This is a genomic window from Lysobacter sp. Hz25 (assembly GCF_046097045.1).
GTDB lineage: Bacteria > Pseudomonadota > Gammaproteobacteria > Xanthomonadales > Xanthomonadaceae > Lysobacter > Lysobacter antibioticus_B.
The window spans coordinates 1163449-1185838 of record NZ_CP175666.1 but is presented as its reverse complement, the minus strand read 5'-3'; the positions used below and the strand labels follow the sequence as shown (position 1 = coordinate 1185838).

General features: G+C 67.4%; 14 protein-coding genes. 5 read left to right on the top strand and 9 right to left on the bottom strand.

Annotation, left to right across the window (positions count from 1 at the left end; translation table 11 throughout):
- Positions 1–201: 201 nt before the first annotated feature.
- From ACKN61_RS04910 to hppD, 7 genes are all read right to left on the bottom strand, one after another.
- Positions 202–1068, bottom strand: coding sequence for an SDR family oxidoreductase (locus ACKN61_RS04910; RefSeq protein WP_408952557.1), 867 nt, complete (start codon positions 1066–1068; stop codon positions 202–204).
- A gap of 4 nt (positions 1069–1072) precedes the next feature.
- Positions 1073–2299, bottom strand: coding sequence for a Na+/H+ antiporter NhaA (gene nhaA / locus ACKN61_RS04905; RefSeq protein WP_408952556.1), 1227 nt, complete (start codon positions 2297–2299; stop codon positions 1073–1075).
- Between the two features lie 47 nt (positions 2300–2346).
- Positions 2347–3360 carry a sodium:calcium antiporter gene (locus ACKN61_RS04900; RefSeq protein ID WP_408952555.1) on the bottom strand — a complete coding sequence of 338 codons (1014 nt, stop codon included), beginning with the start codon at positions 3358–3360 and terminating at the stop codon, positions 2347–2349.
- 99 nt (positions 3361–3459) lie between these two features.
- Entirely contained in the window at positions 3460–4092 is a 633-nt protein-coding gene (locus ACKN61_RS04895; RefSeq protein WP_408952554.1) for a lectin, read from the bottom strand.
- Positions 4093–4244: 152 nt separating this feature from the next.
- A complete protein-coding gene (gene hmgA, locus ACKN61_RS04890; RefSeq protein ID WP_408953759.1) occupies positions 4245–5570 on the bottom strand; it encodes a homogentisate 1,2-dioxygenase in 1326 nt (441 codons plus the stop codon).
- A 143-nt stretch (positions 5571–5713) separates the two neighbouring features.
- Positions 5714–6214, bottom strand: a complete 501-nt coding sequence (locus ACKN61_RS04885) for a hypothetical protein (RefSeq protein ID WP_408952553.1) — start codon at positions 6212–6214, stop codon at positions 5714–5716.
- Between the two features lie 38 nt (positions 6215–6252).
- Positions 6253–7344 carry a 4-hydroxyphenylpyruvate dioxygenase gene (gene hppD, locus ACKN61_RS04880; protein ID WP_408952552.1) on the bottom strand — a complete coding sequence of 364 codons (1092 nt, stop codon included), beginning with the start codon at positions 7342–7344 and terminating at the stop codon, positions 6253–6255.
- Between the two features lie 98 nt (positions 7345–7442).
- Here hppD and ACKN61_RS04875 point away from each other — a divergent pair, with 98 nt between their 5' ends.
- Entirely contained in the window at positions 7443–8000 is a 558-nt protein-coding gene (locus ACKN61_RS04875) for a MarR family winged helix-turn-helix transcriptional regulator (protein ID WP_408952551.1), read from the top strand.
- Between the two features lie 1014 nt (positions 8001–9014).
- Here ACKN61_RS04875 and ACKN61_RS04870 read toward each other — a convergent pair.
- Both ACKN61_RS04870 and ACKN61_RS04865 read right to left on the bottom strand, forming a co-directional pair.
- Positions 9015–10517 carry a peptide MFS transporter gene (locus ACKN61_RS04870; protein WP_031372712.1) on the bottom strand — a complete coding sequence of 501 codons (1503 nt, stop codon included), beginning with the start codon at positions 10515–10517 and terminating at the stop codon, positions 9015–9017.
- A 542-nt stretch (positions 10518–11059) separates the two neighbouring features.
- Positions 11060–11938 carry a tryptophan 2,3-dioxygenase gene (locus ACKN61_RS04865; protein ID WP_408952550.1) on the bottom strand — a complete coding sequence of 293 codons (879 nt, stop codon included), beginning with the start codon at positions 11936–11938 and terminating at the stop codon, positions 11060–11062.
- 172 nt (positions 11939–12110) lie between these two features.
- On the opposite strand from ACKN61_RS04865, the gene ACKN61_RS04860 reads away from it, so the two are divergent.
- From ACKN61_RS04860 to ACKN61_RS04845, 4 genes are all read left to right on the top strand, one after another.
- On the top strand, positions 12111–15683 hold the full coding sequence (locus tag ACKN61_RS04860; protein ID WP_408952549.1) for a lamin tail domain-containing protein: 3573 nt from the start codon (positions 12111–12113) through the stop codon (positions 15681–15683).
- Positions 15684–15893: 210 nt separating this feature from the next.
- Complete coding sequence (locus tag ACKN61_RS04855) at positions 15894–19457, top strand: lamin tail domain-containing protein (RefSeq protein WP_408952548.1); 3564 nt, start codon at positions 15894–15896, stop codon at positions 19455–19457.
- A gap of 711 nt (positions 19458–20168) precedes the next feature.
- Positions 20169–21242 (top strand): pyruvate dehydrogenase (acetyl-transferring) E1 component subunit alpha, encoded by a 1074-nt coding sequence (pdhA, locus tag ACKN61_RS04850; RefSeq protein ID WP_031372707.1) that lies wholly within the window; start codon positions 20169–20171, stop codon positions 21240–21242.
- The gene (locus ACKN61_RS04845; RefSeq protein ID WP_051885130.1) at positions 21239–22270 is read left to right on the top strand and encodes an alpha-ketoacid dehydrogenase subunit beta; all 1032 of its coding nucleotides are present in this window, start codon (positions 21239–21241) and stop codon (positions 22268–22270) included. Before pdhA ends, ACKN61_RS04845 begins: the two co-directional genes overlap by 4 nt.
- The last annotated feature ends 120 nt before the right edge of the window (positions 22271–22390 follow it).

Genomic DNA, 22390 nt, shown 5'->3' with positions numbered 1-22390 from the left:
GCTCTGCTCCAAAGATACGCCGACAGCCGCCGGGACGCGGTCGCGACTTGTGACCGAAGGAAATCCAGTAGGACGTCGCTCCTACCCTGCGACAGTCCCAGGCTCCAATCATTGACGACGGCGATGCAGTCTCTGCGCGTCCCGTGGTCGCGGCTTACGCCGCTCCTACAAGGGGAACGACGCGAGGTCGAACCGTCGCGACTATTCCCGCGGCGGTTCGAACATCTCCGCACTCGGCCGGAACGCCCGCGGCTCATAGCCGAAATCGCGCTGCGCCGGACCCGCGTCGAAGGTCATGTCGCCGCGCATGCGCCGCACCGCGGCTTCGCCGAGCCCGGAGGCGCGGCCGGTGGCCTGCGCGGCAAGCAGCGCGAGGTTGAACAGCGGCGACGGCAATTCGATCAGACGCACCGGCGGGCGCAGACAGGCCAGGGTGCGCGCGACCATGTCGCGATAGCTCAGCACTTCGCCGCCGGGCACGGCATAGACCTGGCCGAAGGTCGCCGGCACGTCGAGCACACCGAAGGCGGCATCGGCGAGGTCGTCGACATGCACCGGCTGGCGCAGGCCGTTGGCGCCGCGCGGCAAGGGGAAGTAACGCAGGCGGCGCGCCAGTTGCGCGATCCGGGTCAGGGTGGCGTCGCGGCCGGCGCCGTAGATCAGGGTCGGGCGCAACACGGTCACCGCATCGTTGCGCGGCACCGCCGCGGCGAACAAGGCGGCCTCGCCCTCGCGCAGTTCCTGGGCGACCCGGCGCTCGTCGGCATCGGCCGAACCGCGCTTGGTCTCGGCGCTGGTCGAGCCGAACGCGACCACGCGCGAGGCCTCGATGCCCGATTGTTCGTACCACTTGGCGAACTTCAGCAGCGGACCGCAGCTGAAGATCGCATCGACGCGCGCCGGCAACGCCGGCATCGACGACAGATCGCCCTGCAGCCAATGCAAGCCGGGACGGTCGTGCTGTTCGTGGCGCGAGATCCCGGTGACCCGCCATCCGGCGTGATACAGCCGTTGCAGCAGCGGCACGCCGATCTGGCCGCTGCCCCCCAAAACCAAAGCGTGTTTCATGCGTTCAGCCCTGCGCACTCCGCGCCGGCAGTACCGCGCGCAACCAGAAATAACCGACCACCGCCGACAACAGCGACGCGCCGAGAATGCCGAGCACGGCCTCTTCGTAGCGCAACGGGTCTTGGTAAGCCAACGAAGCGATGAACAGGCTCATCGTAAAACCGATGCCGCACATCAAACCCAGGCCGATCATCGCGCGCAAGTCCATGCCGGCGGGGAAACGGGCCCAGCCGAGCATGCGCATCAGCAGCGCCGCGCCGACGATGCCCACCGGCTTGCCGACCACCAGGCCCAGCACGATGCCCATCGGCAGCGCCGCGGTCGCGTCTTCGAGCTTGACCCCGCTCAGCGACAGGCCGGCATTGACGAAGGCGAACAACGGCAGGATCGCGTAGGCCACCCACGGGTGCAGCGCGTGCTCCAGGGTTTCCAGCGGCGAATGCTCGTGCTCGTCGTCGATCGCATTGCGCTTGTCGACGTGCGGAATCATCAGGCCGGTGGCGACGCCGGCCAGGGTCGCATGCACGCCGGACTTCAGCACGCACACCCATAGCACCACGCCGAGCGCGAGGTAGGGCCCCAGCGAGGTCACGCCGCGGCGGTTGAGCACCCACATGCCGGCCAGCGCCACCGCCGCCCACATCAGCGCGGTGACCGACAGGCCGTGCGAATAGAAGAAGGCGATGATCAGGATCGCGATCAGGTCGTCGACCACCGCGATCGTCGACAGCAGCAGCTTCATCGCCACCGGCACGCGCGAACCGAGCAGGGCCAGCACGCCGAGGGCGAAGGCGATGTCGGTCGCGGTCGGCACCGCCCAGCCGCGCATCGCGGCGGCATCGCCGCGGTTAAGCGCGGCGAACAGCAGGGCCGGCACGATCACGCCGGCGGCGGCGCAGACCATCGGCAGCACCAGTTGCGAGCGCTCGGCCAATTGGCCGCTGAGGGCCTCGCGCTTGATCTCCAGGGCGACGACCAGGAAAAAGATCGCCATCAGGCCGTCGTTGATCCACAGCAACAAGGGCTTGGCGATGTCGAGCGCGCCGATGCGCACCTGCACCGGGATATCGCGGAAGGCCTCGTAGGCCGCCTGCAGCGGCGAGTTGGCGGCGATCAGGGCCAGCACCGCGGCCACGATGAGGACGATGCCGCCGGCGGCTTCGAGGCGGAAGAATTCGCTCAGCGCGCGCAATGCGCGTCGCGGCAACCGCGTGGGGGTGAGTTCGCTCATCCGGCCATTATATCGACGGCAACGGTCCGCCCCATGTCAATGGCCGCTCAGCGCAGCAGCATCAGCAATTCGAAGCCGATCCAGCCGAGCAGGCCCACGAGCAGGATCGCGCCCTCGCGCTTGCTCACGCGCAGGTCGCCCCGCAGCATCGGGTACAGCATCAGCGCGAACACCGCCGCGGCCGGCAGCTCGAAACGCACGAACGAGGCCGGCAGCGGCACGCTGTGCCAGGCCGCCATGCCGCCGATCACGATCAGCAGATTGAACAGACTCGAGCCGACCACGTGGCCGACGACGATGTCGCCCTGCCCCCGCCGCGCCGCGGCGACCGCAGCCATGGCCTCGGGCAGCGCGGTGCCGATCGCCACCGGCAACAGACCGGTCAGCAGCGGCGAAAGACCCATCGCGGCACCGATGATGGCCGCATTCGGCGAACCGAAACCGGCCGCCAGCGCCGGCGAGGCGCCGAGGCTCCACAGGCCGTCGCCGCCGATGATCAGATAGGCGCCCAGGTGCATCAGCACCAGCGCGATCAACACCCGCACCAGATTCAGGCCGAGGTGGGTCTGGGTCTGGGCGAAGGCGGCGATGGCGTCCTGCAGCTCCGGCGCCTCGCGACGGGTGCGCGCGATCGCATAGGCGACCACCGCGACGAACGCCAACAGCATGACGATGCCTTCGCCGCGGCTGAGCACGCCGTCCAGGCCCAGGCCGATCACCGCCAGGGTGCCGAGCAACAGCACCAGCAGCAACGGCGCCAAGGCGCGCCAACGCACCAGCAGCGGCGCGGCGAGCGCGGCCAGGCCGAGGGTCAGGCCGAAATTGACCGCGTTGCTGCCGACCGCATTGCCGAGCGCGAGCGCCTGTTGGCCGCGCACCACCGCCTGCAGGTTGACCGCGAGTTCCGGCAGCGAGGTGCCGAACGCGACCAACACCAGGCCGGCCGCGAACGGCGAGGCGCCGAAGCGCTGGGCCAGGCCCGAGGCGCCCTTGACGATCGAATCGCCGCCCAGGGCCAGCAGTACCAGGCCGAGTACGAATAAGCCGACGGCTTCGAACATGACGATCATCCCCTTGCGGTCAATGGCCGATTCTATGCTCAGGCCGGGCCAGGTTGCGCTTTCGCCGCCTCGCGGCGGCCGCCTCGTTCGTTGCCGATCTCAGGAGCAGCCTTCGACATAGTCGACCTGCGGCGGCACGCCGATGCGCCAGGCCGTGACCTTGCCGGCGGCATCGGTCTCGAACACCAGGGCGCCGGCACCGCCGCCGGCGTCGCCGATGCGCAGGTTCTTGCCGCCGTCGACGTACTTGTGCGGCTGCTCCTCGACCCGGCCGGCGTAGAGCTTGCGGATCTCGTCCGCGCTCATGCCGCGCTTGCCGCCGCCGGGCGCGGTCTCCTTGTCGTTGCCGACGTCGACGCGGGCGAACTTGCCGTTCTCGATCATGAAACCGAACTCGGCCGCGTTCTGCGCCCAGATCGGCCTCAGGTAATAGCAACCGCCGTCGGCCGCGGCCTCGCCCTTGAGCTCGCCGCCCCAGGCCCTCTTGGCTTCCTCGGCGCTCATGCCGAAACGCAGGTCGCCGTAGCCGTCGAAGCGCGCCAGGGTGTCGCTCACGGGCGGCGCTACCGCCGGTGCGGTCGCCGGCGGCACGTCTTCAGCGGGTTGATCGTTGGCCGGCGGGGTCTGCGCCGTCGCGGTGTCGAGCGGGCCGGCGGCCTCGCGCTGGCAGGCGCTCAAGGCCAGGGCCAACAGCAGCGGGGGCAGCAAGGCGGAGAGGGGCAAATGCTTCATCGGCAGGACTCCGGCGCGCGGGGCGCGGTTCGGGTGGCCGCTGCAGCCTAGCCGTTTTGCGTGAATGCGGCGCGAAACGCCGCGGCCGGCAGGACCGCGCAAACGACTCGCGCGGCCGAAGCCGCGCGAGGATGCAGCGATGAAGCAGACGCTCAGTCGCGCTTGGACGGGTCGAAATGCTTGCGCAAGCCGGCCCAGCAGGCTTGGTAATCGCGCTGGCGATGCGCGGCGTCGAAGGCTTGCGCGGCCGGACGGATCACCGCGCGCGTCTCGAACATGAAGGCCATGGTGTCGACGATCACGTGCGGTTGCGAGAGGTCCGCGGCCGAGGCCTTTTCGAAGGTCTGCGCATCCGGGCCGTGGCCGGTCATGCAGTTGTGCAACGACGAGCCGCCGGGCGCGAAGCCGTCGGCCTTGGCGTCGTAGGCGCCGTGGATCAGGCCCATGAACTCGCTGGCGATGTTGCGGTGGAACCACGGCGGCCGGAAGGTGTGCTGGGCCACCAGCCAACGCGGCGGGAAGATCACGAAGTCGATGTTGGCCGTGCCGGGCGTGTCGCTCGGCGAGGTCAGCACGGTGAAGATCGACGGGTCGGGATGATCGAAGCTGATCGAGCCGATGGTGTTGAAGTGGCGCAGATCGTATTTGTACGGCGCGTAGTTGCCATGCCAGGCGACCACATCGAGCGGCGAATGGCCGATGTCGGCGCGCCACAGGTGGCCCTGGAACTTCGCGACCAGCTCGAACTCGCCCTCGAGGTCCTCGTAGGACGCATGCGGGGTCAGGAAGTCGCGCGGATTGGCCAGGCCGTTGGCGCCGATCGGGCCGAGGTCGGGCAAACGCAACAGGGCACCGAAGTTCTCGCAGACATAACCGCGCGAGGGGCCGTCGAGCAGTTCGACACGGAAGCGCACGCCGCGCGGGATCACCGCGACTTCCAGCGGCTCGACTTCGAGCGCGCCGAACTCGGTGGCGACCAACAAACGGCCCTGCTGCGGCACGATCAGCAACTCGCCGTCGGCGCTGTAGAAATAGCGCCCTTCCATCGAACGGTTGGCCGCGTACAGGTGGATGCCGCAGCCGTGCTGGCCGGCCGACGAACCGTTGCCGGCCATCGTGTACAGGCCGTCGACGAAATCGGTCGCCGCTTCGGGCAGCGGCAACGGGTCCCAGCGCAGTTGATCGGGCGAGACCGGGCCGTTGCCGAAGTCGTTATGGAAACGCGGCTGGCCGTAGGGCGCGAAGGTGCCGTGCATCGCCGCCGGGCGAATGCGGTACAGCCAGCTGCGCCGGTTTTCCTTGCGCGGCGCGGTGAACGCCGTACCGCTGAGCTGCTCGGCATACAGCCCGAACGCCGCGCGCTGCGGCGAGTTCTGCCCCTGCGGCAGGGCGCCGGCGACGGCCTCGCTGGCGAATTCGTTGCCGAAGCCGCTCATGTAGCCGCGCGGACGCTGGCGTTGGGCGTCGGTGCTGGGCATCGGAATCACGTTGTCGATGTCGTTGGCTGCGGTGCTCATACGGGCTCGCTATGCGGTGGGGCGCCGCCATTGGTCAGGGCGCGGATCGAATCGGTGCGGCGGCGGAGCAGTGTCTGCAACGGTACGGCGCGGGCGGCGCGGCGTCACATGATCGCGCGCAGCCCCAGCGAGCGCTGGGTCGAGCGTTCGATCCTCAGCGCCAGCTCGGTGGCGATCTGCAACACCCGTGCGCTGTCCTTGCGCCAGACCAGCAGCGCGTGCAGGTTCTCGCTGAACGTGTCTTCGAGCAGCAGCAGTTCGTAACCGCCGCCGTCGGCGCCGCGCTCGGCCAGCAGCGGGTCCAGCCAGGCGAAATACTCGTCCGGCAGGAACCAACGCCCGTCGGTGTGACGCGGGAAGTCCGCCAGGGGCTCGGCGAAGAAGTCGCTGATCTGCTCGTGCACCTCGTCGATCTTGTCGCCGACGGCGATGTGATCCATGAGCTTGAACACGAGCGCGTTCTGCATCAGCTCTTCCGACGAGGGATCCACGATCCAGTCCAGATCGGGATCCTCCGCCGCGCCGTCGATCGCGGCGACCAGCGATTGCAGTTCCTCGGGCTCGAGTTCCCGGCAGGTCAACAGATCGACGAGTTCCCTGAGCATGCGCATTCCCTGGCTTGGCCGGCGGTTTTGGTCGGCCGTTATAGTACGCCGCGCTTCATCTGGTCGCGTTCGATGCTCTCGAACAGGGCCTGGAAGTTGCCTTCGCCGAAACCTTCGTTGCCCTTGCGCTGGATGATCTCGAAGAAGATCGGCCCGATCGCGTTCTGGGTGAAGATCTGCAGCAACTTGCGCTGATGGGTCTCGCGGTCGGCGTCGATCAGGATCTTGTTCTTGGCCAGGCGAGCGACGTCCTCGCCGTGATTGGGCACGCGCTGGTCGATCACATCGAAATAGGTATCCGGGGTGTCGAGGAACTCCACGCCCTGCGCGCGCATCGCTTCGACGGTCTCGTAGATGTTGTCGGTGAAACAGGCGATGTGCTGGATGCCCTCGCCCTTGTAGGCGTCCAGGTATTCGTTGATCTGGCTCTTCGGGTCGCTGGATTCGTTGAGCGGGATGCGCACCACGCCGTCCGGCGCGGTCATCGCCTTCGACACCAGGCCGGTCTTGGCGCCCTTGATGTCGAAATAGCGGATCTCGCGGAAATTGAACAGACGCTCGTAATAGTCCGACCACTTCTGCATGTTGCCGAAGTACAGGTTATGGGTCAGGTGGTCGATGAAGGTCAGGCCGAACCCGCTCGGGTTCTGCTCGGCGCCCGGAATCGGCTCGTAGTCTTCATAGGCCGTGCCCTGGTCGCCGTAACGGTCGACCAGGTAGAGCATGCAGTCGCCGATGCCCTTGACCACCGGCGCATCGATCGCGCGGGTGTCGGCGCGCTCGCTGACCGCTTCGCCGCCGTTGCCGAGCACGGCCTGGTAAACCTCGTTCGCCGGCTTCTTGAAGCGGATCGCGAAGCCCGAGGCGCAAGGGCCGTGCGCCTCGGCGAAGGCCGCGGCGAAGCTGTCGGGCGATTCGTTGACCAGGAAGTTCACCCCGCCCTGGCGATAGACGGTGATCGGGCGCGTCTTGTGGCGCAGCACGGCGCTGAAGCCGAGCTTGCGGAAATAGTCGTGGAGCAGGTCGCTGCGGCCCTTCGGGGCGGCGAACTCGACGAACTCGAACCCGTCGATGCCGAGCGGATTCTCAAACGTGGTGACCTGCATGCCGAGGTTGGGCTGCGCATTCATGGCATTGTTCTCAGGTGGCGGCCGGGTCCGCTGCGGACGGCCTTGTCGAAAGGGTCGTTATAGTTTCACATGAAACCATAAGCAAGGCACAGTGCAACATGAATCGATCTCAATCCGACCCCGATGCCGCCCCCGAATCGGCCCCGTCCGGCCCCCAGACCGCGCCGATCGGCAAGGCCGGCGGGGCGCGCCATGCCGAACTGGACCTGGAACACTTCCTGCCCTACCGCCTGTCGGTCCTGTCCAACCGGGTCAGCAGCGCGATCGCCCGGGTCTATTCCGAGCGCTTCGCCCTCAGCGTGACCGAGTGGCGGGTCATGGCGGTCCTGGGCCGCTACCCCGGCCTGTCGGCCAACGAGGTCGCCCAGCGCACCGCGATGGACAAGGTCGCGGTCAGCCGCGCGGTCGCCCGCCTGATCGAAGCCGGCCGCCTGGAGCGCGACACCCACGACGACGACCGCCGCCGCTCGGTGCTGCAGCTGTCGCTGGACGGCTACAAGATCTACGACGAAGTCGCGCCGATGGCGCTGGCCTTCGAGCAGCGCCTGCTGAACGGCATCGAGGCGCCCGAGCGCGAGGCGTTGTTCCGATTGCTGGATCGTCTCGACGAGTTGGAGATGCAGGCCGAGGCGGAGATGGCGGCGACGACGCGCTAGGCGGGTCGATGTCGTAGTCGCGGCTGCGGCAAGCCGCGTTCCCGAGTCCCGGTTGTGCGTATCCGTGCGCGGGACGCGGAGTCGTTGCCGACGTTCTGCTGCGCCAGGCGGCCGTTGCGTGGCGATCTGGCAACCCCGTGGTCGCGGCTTGCGCCGCTCCTACCCTGGTACCGGGCGAGCCGTTGCCGTTGCCGTTGCCGTTGCCGTTGCCGTTGCCGTTGCCGTGATTTTGATTTGCCGCTTTGCCGGTCAAGTGGAGACCCGGAGGGCGCCGCACAGGACGTGCGGCGTTTTCCGATAAGACAGGGACGTCTTATCGGAAAATCCCGGCGCGGGCATCGCACTCGTGGCCTGTGCCCTTGCAAGGAGAGCCCTTTTCTTTGGTTACATTTCTTTTGGGCTTAGCAAAAGAAAGTAACCCGACCGCGTAGCGGACGGAAGCTCTGCTCTTTCTTGAAGGGTTGTGCCGGAGGCCGGCAGAGCGTGGTCGCAACTTACGTCGCTCCTACAGGGGTACTTCGCACTTGCCTGTGGCTTTAATGGAAGCAAGACCAAACGATAAAAGCTTCCGCCACTAAAGCGGCGGGTAACTTTCTTTTGTCTAAAGCAACAAAAGAAAGTCACCAAAGAAAAGTGCTTTTGCTTTGAATCACAGGCCCGCACGAGCGATGCCGACGCAGGGATTTTTCATACGGGACATCCCTGTCCCGATGAAAAACGGCCCGCATCCATGCGGGCCGCCCTCTGGGTCTTCTATGGCCTTCGCGAGTGCGGAGCGGCGCACAGCAACAGCAATGGCCACGGCAACGGCAACGGCCACGCCACGCCACGCCACGGCCAATATGGTTTGCGGCCTTCGTCGCTGCCAGGGAATCAAAGCGGTCTACCCGCGATCGCCCGTCAGCACCGCCATCACGCCCCAAACATCGCCGCCACCCGACCCACAAAAAAAGACGACGGCCGTAGCCGTCGTCTTTCGTTCGCCACCTGGCCGCGCGAAGCGCGGCAGAGCGATCACTTCACGCCGTGCATCAACTTCTGCACCAACGGCGCGATCAGGAACAACAGCACGCCCGCGCCCACCAGGGCGTAGAAGCCGAAGGTGTAGCCGCTCAAGGCCGAGGTCGTGGTCATGCCGCCTTCGCCGCTGACCACGCCGGCGAAGATGCCCGACAGGTTGTTGCCGATGCCGGTCGAGAGGAACCAACCGCCCATGCCGAAACCGACCAGGCGCATCGGTGCCAGCTTGGTCACCATCGACAAACCGATCGGCGACAGGCACAGCTCGCCGACCGACTGGATCACGTAGACCATGAACAAGGTCCAGAACGGAATCTTGCCGGCGTCGTTGACCAGGCCCGACAAGGCGAACATCAGCAGCGCGAACGCCAGGCCGTTGAAGATCAGGCCGAGGCCGAATTTGCGCGGAATCGACGGATTGGCCGAACCCATCTTGACCCAGATCAGGGCGATGATCGGTGCCAGGGTGATGATCGCCAGCGAGTTGACCGACTGGAACCAGGCGTTCGGGAACAGGAAGTCGCCGAGCTGGCGGTCGACGATCTTGTCGGCGAGGAAGGTGAAGGAACTGCCGGCCTGCTCGAAGAACATCCAGAACAGGATGTTGAAGGTGAAGATGATCAGCATCGCGATCACTTTGTCGCGTTGCACCTTGCCCTCGCGGAAGCCTTCGACCAGCAGCAGGGCGCACAGGGCGATGAACATCGCCAGCAGCACCCACTGCAGGGTGGTCGCGCCGACGGCGAGCAGGAAGTACACCACCGGGATCGCCGCCAAGGCGCCGAGGAACACGTACAGCACCTTCTGTTTGCCGGCGCTGTCGGACGGCGGGCGGCCGATGCCTTCGAGCTGGCGGCGACCGAACCAGAACCACACCAGGCTGGCGATCATGCCCAGGCCCGAGGCGATGAACACCATCTTGTAGACCGGCATGGCCGCGGTGCCGAACACCTTTTCGGCGAGCAGGCCGGTCAGGATCGGCGAGATGAAGGCGCCGGCGTTGATGCCCATGTAGAAGATGGTGAAGCCCGAGTCGCGGCGGCCGTCGCTGACGCTGTAGAGCTTGCCGACCATGGTCGAGATGTTCGGCTTGAACAGACCGTTGCCGACCACGATCGTGGCCAGGCCGAGCTTGAACACCTGGTCGTTCGGGATCGCGATCAGGAACAGGCCGGTGGCCATGATCACCGCGCCGAGCAGGATCGAGCGTTGGTAGCCGAGCACCCGGTCGGCGATGTAGCCGCCGAAGATCGCCGCGGCATACACCAGGGCCAGGTAGGCGCCGTAGATGCGGTTGGCAGGCGCTTCGCCGGCGGCGTCGCCGCCGTGGAACTGGGCCACGATGTACAGCACCAGCGCCCAGCGGATGCCGTAGAACGCGAAGCGCTCCCAGAACTCGGTCATGAACAGCATCCACAAGGGCTTGGGATGCCCCAGCATTTGCTTGAACTCGGGTATGGGCGCCTGGCCCTGGGTCGGTATCGCGGCTCCGCTCATGCGGTGTCCCCTGTCGTGTCGAAACTGAATGAAAATCCCACGCCCACGGCACGGGTCGGGGAGATTTACCGGCCTGGACCGGTCCCGTCAAACCTTTATTCCACGCATTGCGCTTTGTTGCGACGCAACAATCACGCTTACAACCCCCTGAACGGGGGAGAATTTTGCGCGATACGGCGGTTGGAGGTGCCGGTTTACGGCGATCCGGGCTCCTTGGAGCCCCAGGCTGGACGCTCCGGAGGCGGCGTCGCCAGCGCAGTTACTGTGAGTTCGCGGTCACGGCTCGCGACCGCAGGAGCTCCAACGGGACGCTGCTCCAACCCGAAAGCTGCAGGGCGGCGAGCCCGGCCGAACTCCAATCGCCACGAGAAACCTTCAGCCGTCAGCCGGATTCACCGGCAGTCGCCTGGTCGTTCCAGTGACTTCGCCGTCGACGCATCCAGCGAGGCGGTCGCGGCCTGCGACCACGGAACATCCGGCAGGACGCTGCTCCTAACCTTTAACAGCGCCCACTCGATACGGAGCGGTATCGAAGCACCGCCTCAGGTCCCGGCGCCGTAGCCGTCGGTGGGGCCGATGGTGGTGCGCACCTCGAACAGTTCCGGGAAGAAGGTCAGTTCCAGCGCCTGCTTGAGGAAGCCCACGCCGCTGGAGCCGCCGGTACCGCGCTTGAAGCCGATGATGCGCATGACCGTGCGCATGTGGCGGAAGCGCCACAGTTGGAACTGGGTTTCCAGATCGACCAGGTCCTCGCACAGGGCGTACTCGCGCCAGTACAGGTCGGTGTTCTCGTAGATGCGCTCGAACACCGGCTGCAGCGCCGGGTCGCTGACGTGCGGCTGGCGCCAGTCGCGGTCGAGATGGATCGCCGGGATCGGGTGGCCGAAGCGCGACAGATACATCAGGAACTCGTCGTACAGGCTCGGCGCCGACAGCGCCTTCTCCAGCGAAACCTGGCCCTGCGGGTCGTGCGCGAACACCCGCAGCATGGCTTCGTTCTTGTTGCCGAGCATGAACTCGATGGTGCGGTACTGCAGCGACTGGAAACCCGACGACGGGCCCAGGGTTTCGCGGAAACCCATATATTCCGACGGCGTCAGCGTCTCCAGCACCGACCATTGCTCGGTGAGTTGGCGCAGCACCTGCTTGCAGCGCGCGAGGACTTTCTGGCATTGCCAGACCTGGTCATGGCGCAGATGTTCGAGTGCGGCGCTCAGCTCGTGGATGATCAGCTTCATCCACAGCTCCGAGACCTGGTGTTGGATGATGAACAGCATCTCGTCGTGGTGGGCCGGGTCCGACAGCGCGCGCTGCGCCGACAACAACCGGTCGAGTTGCAGATAGCCGCCGTAGCTGATGCGTCCGGACAGGTCGGTATGGATACCGGCTTCCAGTTCGCGCTGGTTTTTCTCGACGGACATCGGCGGTACTCACGGCAGGGGCGCAAAGCGTAACGCATCGCCTGCGCCGGGGTCGGCTTTGGTAATTGCAGCAGGCAGTTACGTCTCCCGGTCGCGGCCTGTGCGACGCCTAAAACGCACAATAACCGGGCCTGCCAAGCACGTCCCGCAGGCGCATTCTCGAGGGGAATCCATGCACAAACTCGCAAGCCGCGCTCTCGCGGCCGGCATCGCTTTGGCTTTGGCCGGCGCAGCCGAGGCACAGGTGGTCATTTCTCAGGTCTACGGCGGTGCCGGCCAGAGCGGCGCACGCTATAGCGCCGACTTCGTCGAACTGCACAACAACGGCAGCGTCGCGGTCGACCTCAACGGTTGGAACCTGCATTACGCGCCGGCCAACGGCGCCTATGGCTGGCAACGCACGCCGTTGAGCGGCGTCATCGCGCCCGGCGGTTACTTCCTGATCCGCCAGCGCGTTTCGATCGGCTCGACCGCGCTGACTAGCTACGATCTGAGCGGCAACGTCTCGCTCAACCACCTCAACGGCAAGCTGGCACTGGTCGATCACTCCAGTCCGATCGTCGTCTCCTGCCCGACCGGTTCGATGGACTTCGTCGGTTACGGCAGCATCGACTGCGCCGAAGGTTCGGCGCCGGCGCCGGCCGGCGGCCTCGTCACCGCGCAACTGCGCAGGGACGGCGGTTGCGTCGACACCCAGGCCAACTCGGTCGACTTCAGTCTCGGCGCGCCAACCCCGCGCAACCGCAACTCGGCGAGGCGAATTTGTCCGGCCGGCCCGCCGCCGCGCCTGTCGACGATCGACGTGACCCAGGGCGAGGGACAGGACGGCATCGCGCCGTTCGTGTTCCGGCTCAAGCTCGATCGTCCCGCCGGCCTCGGTGGGGTCAGCTGGAGCGTCTTCAGCAACGGCCAGGGCAGCGCAACACCGGACCAGGACTACCTGCCCATCGATCTGCGCGGCACCATTGCCGCCGGCCAGACCGAGACCAGCTTCGCCTTGCCGGTCAGGGGCGACCGGTTGACCGAGAGCGACGAAACCGTCGCCCTTCAGATCAAAGTCCATTCCGGCGCGATCACCGCCAACGGCGACTACCTCAACGTCCAGGCGACCATCGTCAACGACGATCCGCAACAACTGCCGCCGCGTGTATCCCTGCACACCAACGCGCTCAAGGAAGGGGACGCCGACATCGCGCCGTTCCCGATCGAACTGCGCCTGGACGGTCCCGCCGGCAGCGGCGGCGTGCGGGTCCGGCTGAGTTCGGTCGACGGCGGCTCGGCGACGATCCACGAGGACTATCTGCCGTTCGAGTACGAAGCGGTGATCGGCCCCGGCCAGGACCGCGCCCACGTCAGCTTCGGCGTGCGCGGCGACACGCGTTACGAAGGCGACGAGACGGTCAGGATCAAGGGACAGATCCTGTCCGGCGCGATCGCCGACAACGGCGGCGTCGACCTCGAAGGCCTGGTCACCATCGTCGACGACGATCTGCGGCTGGTGCCGATCCCGGCCGTGCAGGGCCGCGAGGCGGTCTCGCCGTTGCGCGGCGAATTCGTCTCGGTCGAAGGCATCGTCACGGCGCTGAGCGACGACGGTTTCTATCTGCAGAGCGAGGAGTTCGAAAGCGACGGCGATCCGCAGACCTCGCAGGGCCTGTTCGTGCAGACCGGCCATCGCCCCGATTCGAAGTGGCGCGGTTTGCGCGTGCGTGCGACCGGCACGGTGACGGAGTTGTCCGACAGCGGCAGTCATCCGCTGCGCGGCACGATGACCGCGATCGCGGGCTCGCCGGCGATCGCCCTGCTGACGACTTCGCCGCAACCGCTGCCGCCGGCGCCGTTGCTGCCCTGGCAGCCGTTCTACGGCGCGCCCGACTATGAAGCCTTCGAAGGCATGCGCGTGGGCTTGCCGGAGGTGCGCGTGATCGGCCCGACCGGCGGCAGCTTCGATGCGATGCAGGAACGCACCCGCAGCGACGGCCGCTTCCATGTCGCGCTCGGTCCCCACGATCAGCCGGCGCCGATGCGCGAGCCGGGCACGCGCTACCCGCCGATCTTCCGCGGCCAGCCGCAGGATTGGCTGCCGCGTTGGGACGGCAATCCCGAGGCGATCGGCGTCGACAGCGATGCCGACGGCCATGCACCGCTCGATGTCGCGATCGACACCCGCATCGATGGGATCATCGGTCCGCTCGATCAGCGCAGCGGGCGCTACACCGTGGCCCTGCAGCACGATGCGCAATTGATCGTGCGCGAATCGCTGCCGGCGCCGCCGCGGATCGAGCCGGGCGACCCGCAGCAGCGTCAAACCGCGGTGGTCAGCTACGACCTCGGCGATCTCTACGACGAGTACAGCCCGCCCAACTCGGGTCAGCCGACCACGCCGATGCCGGCGTTGGAACGCCGCCTCGGCAAAATCTCGCGCAGCCTGCGCGAGAACCTGCTGATGCCGGACCTGGTCGCGATCACCGGCATCGAGAACGAAGCCCTGCTGCAGCGCCTGGCCGAACGCATCAACCGCGATGCGACCGCGTCGGGCAACGGCAACCCGCAGTACCGCGCCATCGCCCTGCCCAACGTCGATCCGTTCAAGCCGCATATCGGTCTGCTCGCGCGCAGCGAACAGGTAGGCAGTTGGGGCTCGCGGGTGATCGTCGAACGTGTCGTCCAGATCGGCCGCGATGCACTGCTGCCGAATAGCGCCGGCCCTTCGCCGTGGTTGTTCGATCAAGCGCCGCTGAGCGTCGATGCCACCACCCAGTCCATCGACGGCCACCGTTTCCGCCAGCGTTTGCTGCTGGTGCAACTGGCGCCGATGGCCGACAGCGACGTCGACACGCCACAGGCCGAACGCCAGCGCGATCGCCGCCACCTGCAAGCCGAGTTCATCGCCGGCTGGGTGCGGCAGCAGCAGGACGAACCCGATGCGCCACCGCTGTTGCTGCTGGGTCGCTTCGATGCGCATGCGTTCAACGACGGCCTGGTCGATCCGGTCGGCACCTTGACCGGCCGTCCGACCGAAGGCGTAAGCACGATGGTGCTGGGCGACGGCATCGACCGTTTCGATCCGGATCTGCTCAACCTCACCGCGACCGAGCCGGGATCGGAGCGCTATTCCTCGATCGACGAAGGCAGCCGCCAGGAGCTGCAGCACGCCTTCGCCGACGAGCGCCTGGTCGGCGCCACCGACCGGATCGAGGTCCAGCGCCTGCGCAGTAATGCCGGCTATCCGGCGGTGCTGCGCGATGCCGAAGGCGTGCCGATGCGCGCCGGCGACGTCGACCCGCTGCACCTGCGGCTGGTGCCGCGCACCCGGGCCGATCTGTCGGTCTGGGCCGGGCCCATGAACGGCGGCGAGACGCTGGAGGCCGGTCACCCCCTGGAGCTGTCGGTGTCGGTCGACAACGCCGGTCCTGACTGGGCGCGCCAGGTCGGCCTCGGCCTGGCCTTGTCCGGGGCCTGGCCGAACCTGGAGGTCAGCGCGGTCGCGCCGGGCTGGCACTGCGGAGCGCCGCTGGTCGAGGGCGATCACACCAGCCTCGCCTGCACCGGCGAACAGGTCGACAGCAGCGGCCATGTCTCGCAGTGGTTCCATCTGCGCGCCGCTACCGATGCCTCGATGGCCGGGCGCACGGTCGAGCTCGCCGCCTCGGTGACCTCCCCGTCGGCCGATCCGGACCCGGCCGACAACGCCGCCCGGACCACGCTGCGGATCCTCGCCCCCGGCGGCGCGCCTCAGCCCTGAGTCGCATCGCCCGCCCCCGGCGCAAGCCGGGGGCTTCGACGCCGCCCGGGCCGTCCCGGGCGGCGCCGAGACCCGCCGGAGCCCGCCGAGAGTGATCCAGGTCGCGATTTTCCGGGCCGTCATGCCCTTGCAACGCCAAAAAGTGAGCATTGATGCACAATCCCCTCTGTCTGCTTCCGGGGGGATCCAGGCGTCCACATGGGGAAAAACATGGATAAGTTAGGGGGCCGCCTGTTGGCGGCGGTATTGGCCTTTGCGGCGGCCGGTTCGGCGCAGGCGCAAGTGGTCATCAGTCAGGTTTACGGCGGCGGCGGCAATTCCGGCGCCACGCTGAAAAGCGATTTCATCGAGTTGCACAACAACGGCAGCACCGCCGTCGATCTCAGCGGCTGGAGCGTGCAGTACGCCTCCAGCGCCGGCACCACCTGGCAGCGCACCGCACTCAGCGGCAGCCTCGCGCCAGGCGCTTATTACCTGGTCAAGCAGGCCGACGGCACCGGTGGCTCGGTCGATCTGCCGACGCCCGATACGGTCGGCACCATCCCGATGGCGGCCGGCGCCGGCAAGGTCGCGCTGGTCAACAACAACACCACGCTGAGCGGCAGCTGCCCGCTCGGCAACGTCGACTTCGTCGGCTACGGCACCGCCGCCAATTGCGCCGAAGGCAGCCAGCCGACCGCGACGATCAGCGCCGTGCTCGCCGCCGTGCGCGCTGGCAAGGGCTGCACCGACAGCAACGTCAACGGTGCCGATTTCGACACCGCCGCACCGACGCCGCGCAACCGCGCCAGCGTCGCGTTCTCCTGCGCCGGCACCAACCTGCCGGTGCTCAGCATCGCCGACGTCACCCAGATCGAGTCCTCCCCGGACTTCCGTTTCACCGTGAGCCTGTCGGAAGCGGCCGGCCCGGGCGGCGTCAGCGTGTCCTACGCCACCGCCGACGGCACCGCGACCGGCGGCGACGACTACTCCTCGATCGCCGGCACGCTGACGATTCCGGAAGGCGCCAGCTCGGCGACCATCGTCATCCACGTCACCGTCGACGACCAGAACGAGAACGACGAGACCTTCTTCGTCCGCCTCAGCGCTCCGGTTGGCGCCAACCTCGGCGATGCCGAAGCGATCGGCACCATCGTCACCGATGAAGTCGAGCTGACCCCGATCCATGCGATCCAGGGCAATGGCGCGCAATCGCCCCTGCTCGGCCAGCGCGTCTACACCACCGGCATCGTCACCGGCCGCAAGAGCAACGGCTTCTTCCTGCAGACGCCGGACAACCAGATCGATGCCGATCCGGCCACCTCCGAAGGCGTGTTCGTGTTCGTCGGCAGCGCGCCGCCGGCCATCGCCGCCGTCGGCAACGTCGTGCGCGTCAACGCCAGCGTGATCGAGTTCGTGCCCGGCGCGGACCCCGGCCAGGCGCCGCTCACCGAGCTCGGCAATGCACCGCAGGTGGTGTTGATCTCGGTGCCGCCGGTGATCGGTCCGAGCACCTTGCCCGCCGCGATCGCGCTCAACGCGAACTTCCCGGATCCGGCCGGCGGTCTCGACCAGCTCGAACGCCTCGAAGGCATGCGCGTGACCATCCCGAGCGCGACCGTGGTCTCGCCGACCCAGGGCTCGAAGAACGAAACCAATGCCACCGGCAGCGGTAACGGCATCTTCAACGTCGTGGTCACCGGCGTGGCGCGTCCGTTCCGCGAACCCGGCATCCAGGCGCCCGACAGCGCCCCGGGCGGCGGCAGCATTCCGCCGATCCCGCGTTGGGACTTCAACCCCGAGCTGATCACCGTCGACAGCGACGCGATCGGCGGCACTGCGTTCAACCTGTCCAGCGGCACCGTGCTGACCAACCTGACCGGCCCGCTCGACTACGGCTTCCGCCGCTACACGATCCTGCGCGATCCGAACGCACTGACCACGATCACCCAGGAACGCCAGCCCACCGCGGCGCGTCTGCCGGACATGAGCGAGTTCACCGTCGCGGCCTACAACGTCGAGCGCTTCTTCGACGCCGCCAACGACCCGGCGATCGGCGAACCGGTGCTGACGCCGGAAGCCTATGCGCGCCGTTTGAACAAGATCTCGCTCGGCATCGGTTACCTGCAGCGTCCGGATATCCTCGGCCTGGTCGAAGTGGAGAACATCAGCGCCGCTCAGGACATCGCCGCGCGCGTCAACGCCGATGCGGTCGCCGCCGGGCTTCCCGATCCGAAGTACGTCGCTTACCTGCTGGAAGGCAACGACATCGGCGGCATCGACGTCGGTTATCTGATCAAGACCGCCGAAATCGCCGCCGGCACCGCCCGCGTGGAAGTGCTGTCGGTGACCCAGGCCGGCAAGACCGCGACCTGGACCCAGCCGGACGGCAACAGCGCCCTGCTCAACGATCGTCCGCCGCTGGTGCTCGAAGCGGTGGTCCACAACGGCGACGGACGCAGCTTCCCGATCACCGTGATCCTGGTCCACCAGCGCTCGCTGATCGATAGCGAACTCGACACCGACGCCGGCCATCGCGTGCGCATGAAGCGCCAGGCCCAGGCGGTGTTCCTCGCCGACTTCATCCAGCAGCGCCAGTTGGCCAATCCGGCCGAACGCATCGTCACCCTCGGCGACTTCAACGCGTTCGAGTTCAACGACGGCCTCGTCGATGTGATCAACACCGTCGCCGGCACGCCGACGCCGGACGATCAGACCGCGGTGCCCGGCGACGGCGCCGACCTGGTCGAGCCGAACCTGAGCAACCTCGGCGAGCTGGCCACGCCGGATCAGCGTTACTCCTACACCTTCGGCGGCAATGCGCAGACCATCGACCAGGTCCTGGCCAACCAGGCCCTGATCGCCGCGGCAACCGGCCTCAAGCTGGATCACGCGCGCATCAACGCCGACTTCCCGGAGATCAACCGCAGCCTCGGCGATTCGCCGTCGCGCCTGTCCGACCACGACCCGGTCATCACCTACATCGACTTCCGCCGCCGCGCGGATCTCGCGGTGACCGCTTCGACCTCGACCGCCTCGGTGCGCGTCGGCCAGCCGGTGAACTTCAGCGTCGCGCTGAACAACGCCGGCCCGGAACAGGCCGACTACCCAGGCATCGGCTTCGCCATCAACGCCGAACTGCCGGCCTTGAGCGTGGTCGCCCCGGCCGGCTGGAGCTGCGATGCCCCGGCCGTGGCCGACGGTTCGACCAGCGTCGCTTGTAACCGCACCAGCATGGCGAACGGCGAAACGGCGACGTTCGCGCTCTCGGCCAACGCGACCGAAGCGATGATCGGCAAGACCACCACCCTGGCGGTTGCGGCGCAATCGCAGTCGCTGGACCCGGTGCCGGGCAACGACGGCGCCAGCGTCAGCATCGAAACCACCGCACGCGCCGACCTGGCCATCGACGTCGACGGCCCGCGCGCCCTGCGTGGCGGCCAGAGCGGCCAGTTCGCCGTCACCGTGCGCAACCGCGGCGGCGACGTCGCGGTGCTGCCGAGCCTGAACCTGTACGGCGATGCGCCGGCAGGCAATGTCTCGATCGCTGCGCCAAGCGGCTGGACCTGCACCGTCGCCGCGCACGGCAACGGCTTCGAAGCGACCTGCAACGGCACTCGCCTCGCCGCACGCAGCGAACAGCGTTTCGACTTCGTCATCGTCGCACCGCGTCCGCGCCTGTGGGATCGCAGCCTGACCCTGCTCGGCTTCGCCGCATCGGCGGTGGAAGATCCGAATCCGTTCAACGACTTCGCCCTGCACCACGTCCAGCTCGCCGGACCGTGGTGGTGGTAAGTCCGCGGGCGGCGCCACGCCGCCCGGCGTGATTCGATCGGCAACACAAAAGCGCGGCTTCGGCCGCGCTTTTTTTTTGCCCGGCGTTTGCGCTCGCGATGAACTCGGCCGGCGTCGCCGGAAGCACGCAGGCCAGCGACGCGCGTGCAAGGCCGGACGGCTTTGCCGGAATGGGCGTCTGCGCGAACGACCGCCGCAAGCGCGCGCGGCACACTCCGTACTGCGCCGTTTCGTGCGCCAACCGGCACGCAAAGTCGTGAACGCCATCGCGGCGCGTGTCTCGGCATGGTCGATGTTGCGTTTGCGCAACTCACTGCGGCGCGCGCGAGCGATGCCTCGCCGATGCGAGCGCGGCAGACACGCAAGTACGCACCCGGCAACGGAAAAACGCCGCCGGCCGCGCCTGCGGCGATGCCGATCCGAACGCCGAAACCCCCGCGCGCCGCACACGGCGAGTGCGACGCCTAGCCGGTTTCGCCTCGCAATGCATGTCGCAGCGCGCAACGGCGCTTAACAAGCGTTTCGGTATCATCCGCGCCATGACGCAGTGCCCGGCCCGCCGGGCGCCGCGGCTTTAGCCCGGCCCGGAATCCTCTCGTTCGCACGGAGAATCCGGACCCAGCCAGTCTGAAGCTGACCAGCGCGCCCGGCACTGGATCCGGGACCGGAATGATTCGGACCTCATCCCTATTCTGTGAGGACCTTCCCCCGATGACCGTCGCCGCGACGTTCGAAATCGAGTATCTCCAATACCTCGGCGCAGACGGTCGACCCGTCGCCGAGATTCCGGCCGCGTTCAAGGACGCCAACACGCTGCTGCCGTTGTTCAAGCAAATGCTGTTCGTGCGCACCTTCGACACCAAGGCCATCGCCCTGCAGCGCACCGGCAAGCTCGGCACCTACGCCGCCTGCCTGGGCCACGAAGCCACCCATGTCGGCATCGGCGCATCGATGTTGCCCGACGACGTGTTCGCACCGAGCTATCGCGAATACGGCGCGCAGTTCATGCGCGGCGTGCAACCGCGCGAAGTGCTGATGTACTGGGGCGGCGACGAACGCGGCAACGACTTCGCCGGTCCGCGCAAGGACTTCGCCTGGTCGGTGCCGATCTCGACCCAATGCCTGCACGCCGCCGGCGCCGCGCTCGCCTTCAAGCTGCGCAAGGAAACCAATCTCGCGGTGGCCTGCTGCGGCGACGGCGGTTCGTCCAAGACCGACTTCTACGCCGCGCTGAATTCGGCCGGCGCCTACCAACTGCCGTTGATCCTGTGCGTGATCAACAACGGTTGGGCGATCTCGGTGCCGCGTTCGGCCCAGACCGGCGCCAAGACCCTGGCCCAGAAGGGCCTGGCCGGCGGCTTGCACTGCCTGCAGGTCGACGGCAACGACCTGATCGCGGTGCTCGAAGGCATGCGCCGCGCCGCCGAACTGGCGCGCAGCGGTCAAGGCGGCAGCGTGATCGAATTCATGACTTACCGCCTGCACGACCACACCACCGCCGACGACGCGCGCCGTTACCGCGACGAAGCCGAGGTCAAGGACGCGTGGACGCGAGATCCGATGCCGCGCCTGCGCACCTATCTGACCGCGCAGGGCGTGTGGAACGAAGAACTCGAAAAAGCCTGGGCCGAGGAATGCGGCAAGAAGGTCGACGTCGAGATCAACGCCTATCTGGAAACCCCGGTGCAACCGGTCGAAGCCATGTTCGATTACCTCTACGCCGACATGCCGGCGGACCTGCTCGCCCAACGCGCCGCCGTACTCGCTCTGGAGGGCCGTCGATGAACGTCGCCACCAAGACCACCGTCGATACCGCCCAGCCGGTCGCCACGCCCGCCGCGATCACCCTGATCGAAGCGATCACCCAAGCGCTCGCCTATGAGATGCGCCACGACGACAGCGTGCTGGTGCTCGGCGAAGACGTCGGCGTCAACGGCGGCGTGTTCCGCGCCACCGCCGGCCTGCAGCAGGTGTTCGGCCCGGAACGCGTGCTGGATACGCCGCTCGACGAAACCACCATCGCCGGCCTCACCGTCGGCCTGGCCGCGCAAGGTATGAAGCCGGTCGCCGAAGCCCAGTTCGACGGCTTCGTTTATCCGATGCTCGACCACATCATCTGTCACGCCGCGCGCTTCCGTCACCGCACCCGCGGCCGCCTGACCTGCCCGATGGTGCTGCGCGTGCCGTGGGGCGGCGGTATCCGCGCGCCGGAGCACCACAGCGAAGCCAACGAAGCGCTGTTCACCAATGTGCCGGGCCTGCGCGTGGTGCTGCCGTCGTCGCCGGCGCGCGCCTACGGCCTGCTGCTCGCCGCGATCCGCGATCCGGACCCGGTGATCTTCTACGAACCCAAGCGCATCTACCGCCAGTACAAGGAAGTCGTCGCCGACGACGGCGAAGCCTTGCCGCTGGACGTGTGCTACGTGCTGCGCGACGGCACCGACATCACCCTGGTCACCTGGGGCGCGCAGGTCAAGGAAGCGCTGGAAGCGGCCGACAAGCTCGCCGGCGAAGGCATCAGCGCCGAAGTCATCGACGTCGCCACGCTCAAGCCGCTGGACTTCGCCACCATCGCCGAGTCGGTCAGCAAGACCGGCCGTTGCGTGATCGTGCACGAGGCGCCCAAGACCGCCGGCTTCGGCGCCGAGATCGCCGCGCGCCTGGCCGAGGAGTCGATGTACGACCTGCTCGCGCCGGTCGAACGCGTCACCGGCTACGACACCCACATCCCGCTGTTCCGTCTGGAGATGAAGTACCTGCCGAGCGTCGACAAGATCGTCGCCGCGGCCAAGCGCGCGATGGCCAACGGCTGACGCGCGCGCTTCGACACGACGGGCTCCCACGATCGCATCGTCCGGTCGCCGACCGGCGATGCGCAGCATGCAAGACGAAGGCCGAACGCGGGCCTTCGTTCATCACCCTCTCAGAGAACG